This window comes from Idiomarina fontislapidosi (assembly GCF_003226255.1).
GTDB classification, from domain to species: domain Bacteria; phylum Pseudomonadota; class Gammaproteobacteria; order Enterobacterales; family Alteromonadaceae; genus Idiomarina; species Idiomarina fontislapidosi.
On record NZ_QJST01000002.1, the window covers coordinates 122,891 to 135,398 of the forward strand.

A 12,508-nucleotide genomic window follows, 5' to 3' on the forward strand; every position below is an offset into this window, starting at 1 on the left:
GGCAACATTTTACACATAGTTAGCCAACAAGTTAATATCGGATTTACAAAGCTTTCGATTTTTATCTATGGAATAAGGAATAAACGGTCATGAGAACCGCATTTTACGTCTCTGATGGAACCGCGCTTACGGCAGAGGCGTTTGGACATGCTTTGCTTTCGATGTTCCCCACCGAGTTTCGACACAAAACGTTACCTTTTATTGACACACAAGCCAAAGCTGAAGCGGCTTGCAAGCAAATCCAACGCGCCGCTGAGGTTGATGGAGAGCCGCCACTTATTTTTCATACCTTTGTTAATGTAAAACTCAAACAACGCATCACACAATGCGGTGGCATTAGTTATGACTTCTTGGATAACTTTGTTGGTCAAGTCGAGCACGAACTGGGTATAAAAGCGAAGCCTAAGACGCACCGAACACACGGCGTTCATAAGGATTACAACTTTCGGGTCGAAGCCATTAACTATGCATTGGACAATGACGACGGCAAAAAACTGAATCAGCTGGAGCAAGCGGATTTGATCCTAGTTGGCGTATCACGGACCGGAAAAACCCCGACGAGCCTCTATTTAGCGATGCAATATGGCATTAAAGTCGCCAACTACCCAATAACCGAGGATGACAACTTTGAGCGACTCAGCCTACCCTATGAGCTGAAAATGCAACGCCATAAACTATTTGGCCTCACCTTAGACTCGCAACGTTTACATGAAATCCGCAGCCAGCGACGCGAAGGGAGTCAATACGCATCGATGCAACAATGTCGATTTGAACTGTCTGAGGTAGAAAAATTATACCGCAAAGAGGCTATTCCGTTTATTAACTCAACGCGTTTCTCGGTTGAGGAAATCGCCGCCAAAATTCTCGCTCAAACAAATCTTGAGCGTCGACGTTACTAATATTTGCAGAGGTTAGAAACAAAAACGGCGACCTAGAGGTCGCCGCTTTATCTAAGCCAAAGTGGTTTAGCTCGCGTTGGTGCTTTCAAAAATCTTATCCGCAGATGCCGCGACAAAGCCAGAATAGAGTTTACCGGGCTCGATTTCATAACGCTTCGCAAATTCGTAAAAACACGAAGGGATTTCGACCGTTTTGTCACTGAACTCAACCGGATGGTGGTTTGCCATGGTTGACGATTGTTCAAGATATACATCAGGTGAACCTTTGATTTCACCACCTGACGTATTGAGCTTGAAGCCATTGTCTTTTAGCGTCTGATTAACTTCTTCTAAATCGGTGTAACCTGGAAGCTGGTTAACACTCACTGTGAAGTGGTTCGCACAGAACCCAAAAGCAGCCATCCAAGCTGCATACTCACTCTCTTCTAACAAGGCTTGGTAATCATCGTGACTCACTTGCCAATGGGTACCAGAGTATAAGAAATCGTCTTTCTTAACATCTTCTGGATTGATATGGCTGACCATCTCTTTGACTTTTGCTTGCAAGCTGTCACTAAACTCTTCGGTCATCAATTCGCTGATAAATACTTTCGGCAACGTCGGATCGTCGTGCTCAAAATGCTTAGCGCGTAGCTTCTTAGCTTCAAAGTGGTAATCACCGCCCTCTTTGTAGCCTAAGTCCAAAAAGTGTTGCGCGAGCGCTTCTAAACGTACAGGGGCAATATCAAACGTTCGGAAAGCAACGTGATCGTTAACAATCGGATGCCCTTTTCCTAGCACTTCGTGTACTTTTGGAGCCGAAGGCGTACGAGAAATATAATCCTGCCAAAGACGTTCAAATAATTGCTCGACATGTTGAGACATGAAATTTAATCCTTTTAACGTAAAAGTTATTCAAAAAATTAGTAGCAAACTAGCCGTGCCCGTTACGTGCCGCCCCAAGTGATTCAGCCACTAAAAACGCTAACTCAAGCACTTGGTCAGCATTCAAGCGTGGGTCGCACTGGGTACGGTAGCGGCTCGACAAGTCAGCTTCGCTAATTTGGTAAGCACCACCAGTACATTCTGTCACATCTTCACCGGTCATCTCTAGGTGAATACCGCCTGCATAGCTTCCTTCTGCTTGATGTACCGCAAAGAATTGACGTAACTCTTTATGTATGGCGTCAAAATTACGTGTTTTCAACCCGCTATCGGCTTTTGTTGTGTTGCCATGCATAGGATCACTTGACCACACCACGTTACGGCCTTCTTGCTGAACACGGCGCACTAAGCGCGGCAGGTTATCTGCTAGATTATCGGCACCCATACGTGAAATCAGGGTAAGTCGACCCGCTTCGTTATCTGGGTTAACCGCGTCAATCAAGCGAATCAGTTCGTCGGGGTCCATCGTTGGACCAACTTTTACGCCAATCGGGTTGTGAATCCCACGCATGAACTCGACGTGAGCATGATCCAACTGACGAGTACGCTCGCCAATCCAAATCATATGCGCAGAACAGTCGTATGGAAGACCTGTCAGCGTGTCGGTACGTGTTAACGCTTGCTCATAAGGCAACAATAATGCTTCATGCGAGGTAAACAATTGCGTTTCGTGCAATGTCGCATTGTTTTCTGCGTTAATACCAAGCACTTCCATAAATCTCAGTGCTGATTGAATTTGCTCTGCGATCTCTTGATAACGCTCTTTTAGCGGGTTCGCAGCCAAAAAGCCCAAGTTCCACTTATGTACTTTATGTAAGTTAGCAAGACCACCTTGTGCAAATGCACGCAACAGGTTAAGCGTCGCCGCAGAGTGGTGATAAGCTTTCAGCATGCGCTCTGGATCAGGGGTACGGCCCGCTTCAGTGAATGCCATATCGTTAATAATGTCACCACGATAACTTGGCAGACTCACACCATCGATGGTTTCGAGGTCGCTTGAACGCGGTTTTGCATATTGCCCTGCCATGCGTGCAACTTTTGTCACCGGACACGAGCCCGCGAATGTCATGACAATCGCCATCTGCAGGATGACTTTGAACGTATCGCGTATTTTCGGCGCGTTGAAGTCCGCAAACGACTCAGCGCAATCGCCACCTTGAAGCAAAAAGCCTTCGCCGTGACACACGTCAGTCAGCTGACTGCGTAATGCACGAATTTCCTCGGCAAACACAAGTGGTGGAAATTGACTCAGCTGTGACTCAACTTGCTGTAAGTGTTCTTTGTTTGGGTATTGCGGTTGTTGCTTGATGGGTTTATCACGCCAACTACGTGCACTCCACTGGCTCATAACATCCTATCCAGTTGTGGTTATCGAAACCACCAATCTAGCGAGGTCGAGCATGAAAAGCAATGCCCAACCCCGCGTGAATGCTAAGTTTTTAATTAAATTCTACGTAATGCCTCAATTCGTTCACTTAATGGCGGGTGCGACATGAATAATCGACTCAAACCACTGCGTTTGCCATTAATACCAAAAGCCAACATAGAGCCTTTCAGCTCGGGTTCTTGTCCGCGCTGCAAACGCTCGAGCGCTGCAATCATTTTTTGCTTGCCAACCAATTGCGCTGAACCCGCATCGGCACGGAATTCACGCTTACGTGAAAACCACATCACGATAATGCTAGCCAATATACCAAAGATGATTTCGAGCACCATTACGATACCAAAATACGCAAACGTACCGAGTCCGCCGCCTTGTTGGTTGTTACCGCGCGTGGCGTTATCAATCGCACTGGCAATAATTCGAGCGAAGAACATCACGAAGGTGTTCACCACACCTTGGATTAACGTCAACGTCACCATATCACCGTTGGCAATGTGGCTCACCTCATGGGCCAGCACCGCTTCGACCTCGTCTTGACTCATTTGCTCCAGCAATCCCGTCGAGACCGCAACCAAAGAACTCGATTTACTTCGACCTGTAGCAAAGGCATTAGGCGCATGCGACGGAAATATCGCGACTTGTGGCATCGGGATACCTGCACGCTGCGTTTGTTGTTTGACTGTTTCAACCAGCCAGCGCTCTGTCGGGGTGCGTGGTTGCTCGATCACTTGAGCGCCAGTTGCCCGCACAGCCATCCAGCGAGAAATAAACAATGATACAAACGCACCACCAAATCCAAATAGACCACACAGAATGAGCAATCCCAATGGATTCTGAACAGTCAGCCCAGTGTTTGCGCTTATGATATTAAAAACAAAACTAACGACCACCAAAATGGCGATATTCGTCATTAAAAACAACAAGATGCGTTGCATACTTAGGTCCTCAGCGATAACCAATACAAGAATCGTTATGATAAATTAAATATGGGCGTTTGGCTTACATTTCCAGTGCTGGAAACGTAAAATATTTCCATCATTCATACAAAACGATACGCAACAACTCATGAATCAAAAAAAACTCCTGCTATTGAGCAGTTCTCGTGTTGGCGACACCGCTTACTTGGCACACAATCGAGAATGGATTAAGCGTACAGTAGGCGATGCTCCGCTTTTATTTATTCCTTACGCAGGTGTTGGGATGACACATGCGGAATACACAAGCAAGGTACGCGATGCGTTGGCGAGTGTGAGCATTGAGGTCAAAGGCATCGAAGAATATGACGCCGCCGCAGCGGCTGTAAGTGATGCTAAAGCGATTGCTGTAGGCGGCGGTAATACCTTTCAGCTATTGAAGTTGATCTACGAAAATGACTTGATTGCCCCTCTTCGTGCGGCCGTACTCAAAGGTACACCTTACGTAGGCTGGAGTGCGGGTTCCAACATTGCAGGTAAAACTATCAAAACCACGAATGATATGCCGATCGTGGAGCCCCCCAGTTTCGACGCGTTAAACCTTGTCAACCTGCAAATGAATCCACACTACACAGACTATCATCCACCCGGTTTCAATGGTGAAACGCGCGATGATCGACTGAATGAATTTATCGCTCTCAACCCAACTGAAACCGTGTTGGGCTTACCCGAGGGTACCGGTCTTGAGCTCCGTGCCGGTGAACTGCTTTGGCATGGTTCAGATCGCCCAGTGCTCATTGATAATACGGGTAAACACACTCAACACGACTTGCAGCGTCTTGCTGCCTTAATCGGGTAGCTGAATTCGACTGCCGAGCGCAAGTTGTTTCCAATCCGCATCAAAGGCGATTGATCCCAGGTGGGCGGTCGCCATACGATGCTTGAGCGTAGTGACATTTTGTTCTAAACGTGCCATGGGTTCAACCGTTGGTTGATTGGTGATCCAACCCAGTACAGGCACGGACGACGAAAAAATCGCTTGTTCCGTCAACATAGCGTGATTTAAACAACCCAGTTTCATGCCGACCGTTAAAATCACTTCAGCATTAATTGCTTTAACAAATTCCGGCATCATTAACTGCTCAGACAGAGGCAATAGCCAACCGCCAGCGCCCTCGACCACGATGGCATCAGGGTTAAGGTCAGCTAGCTGTTTAAAGTGCTTTAACAAGCCCTCAAGTGACAGTGATACGCCCGCTTCTTCGGCTGCAATATGCGGTGCAATGGCAGGCTCAAACGCATAAGGATTGGTGAGACTATAATCACACTCAAGGGTCATATGTCGCCGTGCATTGACCGCATCTGAATTAATCCAGCGCTCACCATCCCACTCACAGCCGCTCGCTACGGGCTTCATAGCAAGTGTTTTTAGTCCCTTATCTGCCAAATGCTGAAGCACTGCCTGTGTGACTACGGTTTTTCCTGCGTCTGTATCTGTACCTGTAATAAAATAAACTTTCATCTTAACCTTTAGTTAATACAACTTGCTTTTAGTTAACGTAATTTCGAGCACTTTCCAGGTCAGAGGAAGACCCTTTTCAGTGCGTTTCTCTTCGTAGGCGTCGTTCAGTTGACGCCATCGTGTGGGGGTCATGAGTCCACGTCCTTGTTGAGGAGTTTGGCTCGCCCCAACCCCTTTGATATGACGCAACAAAGTCTCGAACGTATCGAAGTACTCGGTGTAGACCACCTCATCTGTCTCAACCATGAAGCCAGCTTGTTGCAGTTGCGCTTGAACTGTCGCTGGTGACGCATACGCTATGGTGTGTTGATGTCGATCCACCCGCGCGTACACCTCAATCAATTCAGCAAAAGTGCCTTCGAGCAAGGTATTCATCAACACATGACCGCTCGCTTTAGTGACACGAAAAAGCTCGTGCGCGACCTTGCACAGATCTGGGCACCATTGCAGCGAAAAATTAGCAAACACGGTATCAAATTCTGCGTCTCGCACGGGAATCGACTCGGCACTGCCCTGCTTAAATTCCACCTGAGAGTACAGCTTCGCCGCTTGGGTCAGCATGCCGAGCGCAGGATCAACACCCACGTACCGAGAAGACTGTTGAAGCAATAATGGTGTTTCAGAACCTGGACCGCAACCGAGGTCTAAGCACACGCCAAGTGACTGGCTGTGGGCACGCTGGGCTAAACGCTGAGCAAACAAATGCTGCGTTTTATTAAACTGCGTGTAGGTGGTTGCTGCCTTATCAAAGCGTTTGGCAACTTGTTCAAGCCATTGTGCAGGTTGCGTCGTCACTGATTATGTCCTTGCTGCATTAAGGTGATCGAACATCACATCAATCATTTTCATATCGACCATACTACTGAGGCTAATTCGCAAACGTGACGTCCCTTTGGGCACGGTTGGAGGCCGCACAACACTGACCTGAATGTCCGCGTGTTTTAACTGGTTACCTAGCGCAAGGCTTTCCGCCTCGCTGCCCAAAATAATGGTCTGAATCGCGCTGTCCGAAGTCACGGTCTCGTACTGATGCTCCGCGATGTGTTGCTTAACTCGAACAATGCGCTCATATAAGGCATCCCGTCGGTGCTGTCCCTCATCACTTCTGACGATATCAATGGCTGCCAGTACCGCCGCTACTTGCGCCGGCGGCAATGCCGTTGAGTAGATATAATCACGGCAAAACTGGCGGATCTCATCGATATCGTTACGACTACCTACCAAAGCGGCACCACTGGCACCCAACGCCTTTCCGAAGGTCACCGTGCCCAGTTTAATGTGTTTATTTAACTGACCCAGATAGCCCTCACCGTATTCGCCTACTACGCCGATGCCATGTGCATCATCCAGCATCCACTGTGCACTGGACTGTGCGGCAAGCGTTTTACAACGATCAACATCGATGCTGTCGCCATCCATACTGTAGATGCTCTCCGTCAAAAACCAATCACTGTTATGCACCTGCTTTGGCCAGGTTAAGTGCGGTACGCGCTTAAAGCGAATTCCGCTATTGACGATACCCTCTATCATTGATGCATGTATCAATCGATCAGCAAACACCCGCCCGTCCTGCTCCTGACAGTGCGCTTTTATCAAGCAGGTAATAGCGCCATGGTTTGCAGCAAATCCAGTATTAAACAGAATAGCGTCCTCGTAACCCAGCCACTCACAAAGGGTTTGCTCTAAACGCTGGTGTAATTGCGTGTAACCACTGAGTAAGGGCGATCCTGTGCTACCAACGCCCCAGTCATTGATCGCTTGTTGAGCGGCCGCTTTGACTTTGGGATGTTGTGCTAAACCTAGGTAATCGTTTGAGGACAGCTGTGCGAGCGGCGCCTCGGCCCCTCGCACCTGCAGTGTTCGATACAGATCGGACTCACGACGTTGCTTAAGACGCGTCGTAATATAGGGGCGGCTGTTGTTGCTCACTGATTGCCTCATTGATCACCGTTTGGTGGACTTCATCGTCATACCCGTCACGGGTTTCTGGCGTGATCCCCAAACGCTCGAACAGTCTAAGATCGGCATCTGCCTCAGGGTTGTTGGTTGTTAACAACTTCTCGCCGTAGAAAATTGAGTTAGCGCCGGCAAGGAAACACATTGCTTGCATTTCATCACTCATGTATTCACGCCCTGCCGATAAGCGCACATGTGAGGCAGGCATGAGAATTCTTGCCACCGCAATGGTGCGCACAAAGTCAATCGGATCCAGATCATCTAGATTCTCAAACGGTGTTCCCTTAACTTTTACCAACATGTTAATGGGCACACTCTCAGGGTGCTTAGGCAAGTTGGCCAACTGCACCAACAATGAAGCACGATCCTCGACCGATTCACCCATACCAACGATACCGCCCGCACAGACCTTCATGCCTGCATCGCGGACATTACGCAAGGTGTTGAGACGATCTTGGTAAGTCCGGGTAGTAATGATATCGCCATAAAACTCAGGTGAGGTATCCAAGTTATGGTTGTAATAATCAAGACCCGCTTGTTGGAGTGCGGCCGCTTGTTCAGGCGATAACATCCCCAATGTCATGCACGTTTCTAACCCCAGTGCTTTAACGCCTTTAACCATTTCAATCACATAAGGCATGTCGCGATCTTTCGGATTACGCCAAGCCGCGCCCATGCAGAATCGGCTCGCTCCCTTATCTTTCGCTAACTGCGCTTCTTGTAGAACTTTTTCAACGGCCATTAAGCGTTCACGGTCGAGACCCGTATGATAATGCGCGCTTTGCGGGCAGTATTTGCAATCTTCGGGACACGCACCCGTTTTGATCGACAATAACGTACTGACCTGTACCTGGTTCGGGTCGAAGTGCTGACGATGCACGGTTTGTGCCTGAAAGACTAAATCATTGAATGGCATCGTAAGTAAGCGACTGACCTCGTCAATCGTCCAATCATTACGAATAGAAGTCGTTGTTTGCGCGCTCATATCGCTCTTCTCTTTTTATTTATTGGCTTCTCATACTCGACTAGATTACTGCTAATCGATAAACTGTCAATTTTTTACGAAAGCAAAACTTTACAAGAGGTTATAAAGTGAGCAAATCGTTACACCAAGCTATCCAGTTTGACCAGCAGCATATCTGGCACCCTTACACCTCAATGACAGACCCTTTACCCTGTTATCACGTTGAATCAGCGCATGGGTGTGAGATTAAGCTGTCTACAGGGGAGCACTTGGTCGACGGTATGTCCTCTTGGTGGGCTGCGATTCATGGTTATAACCATCCACAACTGAATGAAGCGTTGCATGCGCAGGCCGATAAAATGAGTCATGTCATGTTTGGTGGACTCACTCACCAACCCGCTATTGAGATGGTTGAACGCTTAATTGACCTCGCCCCCGAACCGTTAGATCGGGTGTTCATTGCTGACTCGGGGTCTGTCAGTGTTGAAGTCGCCATTAAAATGGCATTGCAGTATTGGTTCTCGATCGGGAAGCCCCAAAAAAACCAGTTGCTGACCATCCGCGGTGGCTACCACGGCGATACGTTTGCGGCGATGTCCGTGTGTGATCCCGTTAATGGCATGCACCATATGTTTCGTCACGCACTTTGCAATCAGCGCTTTGTCGAACGCCCTGCCGTGGTATTCGGTGAACAATGGGACCCCAATAGTCTCAGTGAGATACAGCAAACGCTCGAGCAACATCATGCCGACATCGCAGCGGTTATTGTCGAACCGGTGGTGCAAGGCGCAGGAGGCATGCGCTTTTATCACCCAGAATACTTGTCGCAGCTCAGACAGTTATGTGACGAGTTTGGTGTATTACTCATTGCCGATGAAATAGCCACGGGGTTTGGTCGCACCGGCAAACTCTTTGGTTGCGATCACGCGGGTATTGTTCCGGATATCATGTGTGTCGGTAAGGCGTTAACTGGGGGCTATATGACACTTGCTGCCACATTGACCCACCGCAAAGTCGCAGAAGCTATTGGTCAAGGCGAAGGCGGTGGTGCATTAATGCATGGTCCGACCTTTATGGGAAATCCGCTCGCCTGCGCGGTGGCGAGCGCTTCGTTAGCGCTGATACAACAGGGCGAATGGCAAACCCAAGTGCCGCAAATTGAGAAACAACTCAACGAACAGCTGAAACCTTTAGCCAACTCCCCTGCTGTCAATGAGGTTCGTGTGTTAGGTGCTATTGGCGTAGTGGAACTGACTCAACCCGTTGATGTGGCACGTACGCAGGCGTTATTCGTTGAGCTGGGCGTATGGATACGTCCGTTTGGGCGGCTCATGTATATCATGCCGCCTTATTGCATTAGTTCGGCACAGTTAACGCAATTAACGGCGGCGATCAGCCATTATGTGACGACTGTGGCTAACTAAAGCCGAAGAAGAACAACAACAAACCACTGATACTGGCGAGTCCGAGTATCAGTGTGTTGACCCAGATGTGCGTGCGTCCTCGACTATGCAGCCAAACGTTCAAGACACATGCAATCACGCTAACAACCAGTCCTAATCCCATTAGAAACAGATAAAGCCCGACCAGATTAGTAACCCATGTAGAACGCAGGTCAACATCGATCCATTCACTAAACATGGTGCCCGTCTCGGGCTTTGCGTAATCATAAATTACCAGCGCAGCGATAAAAATCAGCCACCCCAAAACAGACAGCGTGCCCATGATGCGACGCCATGCACTTAATTTTTCGAGTCGTTTGCTGTCATTGCTACGCATATCGTCAGTTTTAGTCGGATCCTACTTGAGTCTGTGCCAAAGACAGGTAACATAGCAACCTTTATTTAGTTAAATTTGCATTTCGGAGATTTCTAACCCATGTCGTATGCTTCTGTCGTGGATGTGTTAGCAGGAAAAGTCGCCGTTGATGAAACAGTTACGGTCCGTGGATGGGTACGGACGCGGCGTGATTCAAAAGCGGGTATTTCTTTTATTAATATACATGATGGCTCATGTTTTGATGCCATTCAGGCTGTCGTGCCTGCTGAATTACCTAATTATGAGTCCGAAGTGCTCAAATTGACCACCGGGTGCTCAGTGGCAATCACCGGTGTAGTGGTTGAGTCGCAAGGTAAAGGGCAATCATTCGAACTGCAGGCGACTGGCGTAAAAGTCTATGGTTGGGTTGAAGATCCAGACACCTATCCGATGGCGCCTAAGCGTCACAGCATGGAATACTTGCGTGAATACGCGCATCTACGCCCTCGCACGAATGTAACGGGCGCTGTAATGCGTGTGCGCAACACGCTCTCACAAGCGATCCATCGCTTTTTCCATGAGCAAGGTTACCTATGGGTCAGCACGCCGATTATCACGACCTCGGATTGTGAAGGTGCGGGCGAAATGTTCCGGGTATCGACCCTGGACTTGATGAATGTCCCTAAAACAGAGCAAGGCAACGTCGATTTCTCACAAGATTTCTTCGGCAAAGAAGCGTTTCTGACGGTCTCGGGCCAGCTTAACGTCGAATCCTATGCATGTTCGCTTAGCAAAGTGTATACCTTTGGTCCGACGTTCCGTGCTGAAAACTCAAACACCAGCCGCCACTTATCAGAATTTTGGATGGTCGAGCCAGAAGTGGCTTTCGCTGACCTTGATGATGTCGCGCACCTTGCTGAAGACATGCTTAAGTATGTCTTTAAAGCGGTACTTGAAGAGCGTCCAGACGACATGGCGTTCTTTGAACAACGCATCAATCAGGGTGTGATCGAGCGTCTCTCGCGCATGGTCGATAGTGACTTCGTGCATATGGACTATACCGATGCGATTGAAATATTGAAAAACTGCGGTAAGCAATTTGAGTATCCTGTTGAATGGGGTGTCGACTTGCAATCTGAACATGAGCGCTACTTAGCTGAGGAACATGTCGGAGCGCCAGTGATCTTGAAGAACTACCCTCGCGACATCAAAGCATTCTACATGCGCCAAAACGAAGACGGCAAAACCGTAGCGGCGATGGATGTACTCGCACCAGGCATCGGTGAGATTATTGGCGGTAGCGCTCGCGAGGAGCGTCTTGATGTGCTTGACCAGCGTATCGCTGAAATGGATCTACCAGCCGAAGAGTATGAGTTCTATCGTGACTTGCGTCGCTATGGCACCGTCCCTCACGCAGGTTTTGGTCTTGGTTTTGAGCGTTTGGTGTCTTACGTCACTGGTATGCAAAATATTCGTGATGTAATTCCGTTCCCACGGGCACCGAAATCAGCTCAGTTCTAAGCGGGCCTAGCCGTTATGAAAAAAAGCCAGCGATGCTGGCTTTTTTTATATCTAAAGTGCGCTTGTGTCTTTATTGACCCACTTGATCAGCACCTAAAAAATAAGGTGTAAAGTCCTTCTCAGGCTTTATCGGAGTCGGCACTGCAGGTGTGCCGATATAAAGAAACCCAACAATTTCGTCATGTTCCCCACAATGAAACTGTTCTCTTACGTAATCATCTTGTGCCGGCCAACCGGTGCGCCATATCGCCCCTAGTCCCTGAGCAAAAGCCGCTTGTTGCATTGCCATTAACGCACACGCAGCGGTTGCAAATTGCTCCTCGCGCGGCACCTTATCGTGCGCTTGATAACGCAAACAGGCGGTTATAATTAAAGGAGCTCGAAACGGGATTTGACCTGCTTGTTCAATGCGTTCTTCGGAGAAATCATTGAGTCGTGCGGCTTGCTGATAGATATCCGCTAATATCTGTCGATCGCTGCCCATAAACTGATAAAATGCATAAGGGCTAAGGTTCACGTGATCAGGCACCCGAACCGCTGCTTTCTTAATGATTTCAAGTTGTTGAGGAGTAGGTGCCGGCTCCATCAAACGCGGCATTGATGAGCGTGTCTGTAGCAGTTCTAGCGCGTCCATATTACCTCTATTTTGTCTGCTTTTGTCATGCT

Annotated in this window: 13 protein-coding genes; 4 read left to right on the top strand and 9 right to left on the bottom strand. The window is 48.5% G+C overall.

The features are described from left to right. Positions 1–89: 89 nt before the first annotated feature. Positions 90–899 carry a posphoenolpyruvate synthetase regulatory kinase/phosphorylase PpsR gene (gene ppsR, locus DFP83_RS03165; protein WP_110573097.1) on the top strand — a complete coding sequence of 270 codons (810 nt, stop codon included), beginning with the start codon at positions 90–92 and terminating at the stop codon, positions 897–899. Positions 900–965: 66 nt separating this feature from the next. On the opposite strand, the gene DFP83_RS03170 is transcribed toward ppsR, so the two are convergent. The 3 genes from DFP83_RS03170 to htpX all read right to left on the bottom strand — a co-directional run bounded on the left by DFP83_RS03170 (position 966) and on the right by htpX (position 4,142). Beyond that, the gene (locus tag DFP83_RS03170; protein ID WP_110573099.1) at positions 966–1,763 is read right to left on the bottom strand and encodes a DUF1338 domain-containing protein; all 798 of its coding nucleotides are present in this window, start codon (positions 1,761–1,763) and stop codon (positions 966–968) included. 49 nt (positions 1,764–1,812) lie between these two features. Beyond that, positions 1,813–3,171, bottom strand: a complete 1,359-nt coding sequence (locus tag DFP83_RS03175; protein ID WP_110573101.1) for a class II 3-deoxy-7-phosphoheptulonate synthase — start codon at positions 3,169–3,171, stop codon at positions 1,813–1,815. 95 nt (positions 3,172–3,266) lie between these two features. After that, positions 3,267–4,142 carry a protease HtpX gene (gene htpX / locus DFP83_RS03180; protein ID WP_110573103.1) on the bottom strand — a complete coding sequence of 292 codons (876 nt, stop codon included), beginning with the start codon at positions 4,140–4,142 and terminating at the stop codon, positions 3,267–3,269. 130 nt (positions 4,143–4,272) lie between these two features. Here htpX and pepE point away from each other — a divergent pair, with 130 nt between their 5' ends. Then, positions 4,273–4,980, top strand: a complete 708-nt coding sequence (pepE, locus tag DFP83_RS03185; RefSeq protein ID WP_110573105.1) for a dipeptidase PepE — start codon at positions 4,273–4,275, stop codon at positions 4,978–4,980. Here the strand turns inward: pepE and bioD are convergent. Genes bioD through bioB form a run of 4 tightly spaced genes read right to left on the bottom strand, consistent with a single transcriptional unit; the run spans position 4,969 to position 8,584 of the window. Next, complete coding sequence (gene bioD / locus DFP83_RS03190) at positions 4,969–5,643, bottom strand: dethiobiotin synthase (protein ID WP_110573107.1); 675 nt, start codon at positions 5,641–5,643, stop codon at positions 4,969–4,971. The genes pepE and bioD overlap by 12 nt on opposite strands. A gap of 12 nt (positions 5,644–5,655) precedes the next feature. Beyond that, positions 5,656–6,438: a methyltransferase domain-containing protein gene (locus DFP83_RS03195; protein WP_110573109.1), complete on the bottom strand. Its 783-nt coding sequence runs from the start codon at positions 6,436–6,438 to the stop codon at positions 5,656–5,658. A gap of 3 nt (positions 6,439–6,441) precedes the next feature. After that, positions 6,442–7,584: an 8-amino-7-oxononanoate synthase gene (locus DFP83_RS03200; protein WP_110573111.1), complete on the bottom strand. Its 1,143-nt coding sequence runs from the start codon at positions 7,582–7,584 to the stop codon at positions 6,442–6,444. Continuing rightward, complete coding sequence (gene bioB / locus DFP83_RS03205) at positions 7,532–8,584, bottom strand: biotin synthase BioB (RefSeq protein ID WP_110573113.1); 1,053 nt, start codon at positions 8,582–8,584, stop codon at positions 7,532–7,534. The genes DFP83_RS03200 and bioB overlap by 53 nt, the downstream gene beginning before the upstream one ends. Before the next feature lie 107 nt (positions 8,585–8,691). Between bioB and bioA the strand changes: the two genes are divergently transcribed. Then, entirely contained in the window at positions 8,692–9,987 is a 1,296-nt protein-coding gene (gene bioA / locus DFP83_RS03210; protein WP_110573115.1) for an adenosylmethionine--8-amino-7-oxononanoate transaminase, read from the top strand. Here the strand turns inward: bioA and DFP83_RS03215 are convergent. Beyond that, a complete protein-coding gene (locus DFP83_RS03215; RefSeq protein WP_110573116.1) occupies positions 9,980–10,342 on the bottom strand; it encodes a hypothetical protein in 363 nt (120 codons plus the stop codon). The two genes, bioA and DFP83_RS03215, sit on opposite strands and share 8 nt — an antisense overlap. Before the next feature lie 99 nt (positions 10,343–10,441). Here DFP83_RS03215 and asnS point away from each other — a divergent pair, with 99 nt between their 5' ends. Then, on the top strand, positions 10,442–11,842 hold the full coding sequence (asnS, locus tag DFP83_RS03220; protein WP_110573118.1) for an asparagine--tRNA ligase: 1,401 nt from the start codon (positions 10,442–10,444) through the stop codon (positions 11,840–11,842). Between the two features lie 70 nt (positions 11,843–11,912). On the opposite strand, the gene DFP83_RS03225 is transcribed toward asnS, so the two are convergent. Continuing rightward, complete coding sequence (locus tag DFP83_RS03225) at positions 11,913–12,476, bottom strand: nitroreductase family protein (RefSeq protein ID WP_110573120.1); 564 nt, start codon at positions 12,474–12,476, stop codon at positions 11,913–11,915. Positions 12,477–12,508 lie beyond the last annotated feature (32 nt).

Bases quoted from the DNA above. Each gene is read 5' to 3' on its own strand.
- DFP83_RS03170 (WP_110573099.1), bottom strand. From the start codon at position 1,763: ATGTCTCAACATGTCGAGCAATTATTTGAACGTCTTTGGCAGGATTAT.
- pepE (WP_110573105.1), top strand. From the start codon at position 4,273: ATGAATCAAAAAAAACTCCTGCTATTGAGCAGTTCTCGTGTTGGCGAC.
- bioB (WP_110573113.1), bottom strand. From the start codon at position 8,584: ATGAGCGCGCAAACAACGACTTCTATTCGTAATGATTGGACGATTGAC.
- ppsR (WP_110573097.1), top strand. From the start codon at position 90: ATGAGAACCGCATTTTACGTCTCTGATGGAACCGCGCTTACGGCAGAG.
- htpX (WP_110573103.1), bottom strand. From the start codon at position 4,142: ATGCAACGCATCTTGTTGTTTTTAATGACGAATATCGCCATTTTGGTG.
- bioD (WP_110573107.1), bottom strand. From the start codon at position 5,643: ATGAAAGTTTATTTTATTACAGGTACAGATACAGACGCAGGAAAAACC.
- DFP83_RS03175 (WP_110573101.1), bottom strand. From the start codon at position 3,171: ATGAGCCAGTGGAGTGCACGTAGTTGGCGTGATAAACCCATCAAGCAA.
- DFP83_RS03225 (WP_110573120.1), bottom strand. From the start codon at position 12,476: ATGGACGCGCTAGAACTGCTACAGACACGCTCATCAATGCCGCGTTTG.
- DFP83_RS03200 (WP_110573111.1), bottom strand. From the start codon at position 7,584: ATGAGGCAATCAGTGAGCAACAACAGCCGCCCCTATATTACGACGCGT.
- asnS (WP_110573118.1), top strand. From the start codon at position 10,442: ATGTCGTATGCTTCTGTCGTGGATGTGTTAGCAGGAAAAGTCGCCGTT.
- DFP83_RS03215 (WP_110573116.1), bottom strand. From the start codon at position 10,342: ATGCGTAGCAATGACAGCAAACGACTCGAAAAATTAAGTGCATGGCGT.